This window comes from Jeotgalibacillus marinus (genome assembly GCF_040801915.1).
In the GTDB taxonomy this organism is placed as follows: Bacteria; Bacillota; Bacilli; order Bacillales; family Jeotgalibacillaceae; genus Jeotgalibacillus; species Jeotgalibacillus marinus.
Genome location: NZ_JBFMIA010000113.1, coordinates 1 through 351 on the forward strand (window position 1 = coordinate 1; position 351 = coordinate 351).

The 351-nt window shown below is 54.4% G+C and carries 1 pseudogene; it reads right to left on the reverse strand.

The features are described from left to right. A pseudogene (locus AB1471_RS18875) lies at positions 1-351 on the reverse strand (hypothetical protein); the annotation flags it as partial.

A 351-nucleotide genomic window follows, 5' to 3' on the forward strand; every position in this document is an offset into this window, starting at 1 on the left:
TGTTCCCCGCCCCGATTTGAGCGACCTGCCCTCTTGCCTTCCCCTCTTTCCCTGCTCCGCCCCCCTTTTCCCCCCCGTCGCTTTTTCCTTTTCCCTTTTCCCCCTCTGTCCCTTCCCCCCTTCCCTTCCTCGCCCTCTTTCCTTCTCTCTCTTCTCTCTTCCTTCCCCCCCTCCTCCCCCTCTTTTTCTCTTCCTTTCCCCCTTTTTTCTTCTTTCTCTCTTTCTTCCTCTTTTTCCTCCCTTCTTCTTCCCCTCCCTTTTTCCCCCTCTCCCTTCTTTTCCCCTCTTTTCTCCTCTTCTTCTCCTCTCCTTTTTTTTTCCTCCCCCTCTTTTCTCCCTTCCCCTCTCTCC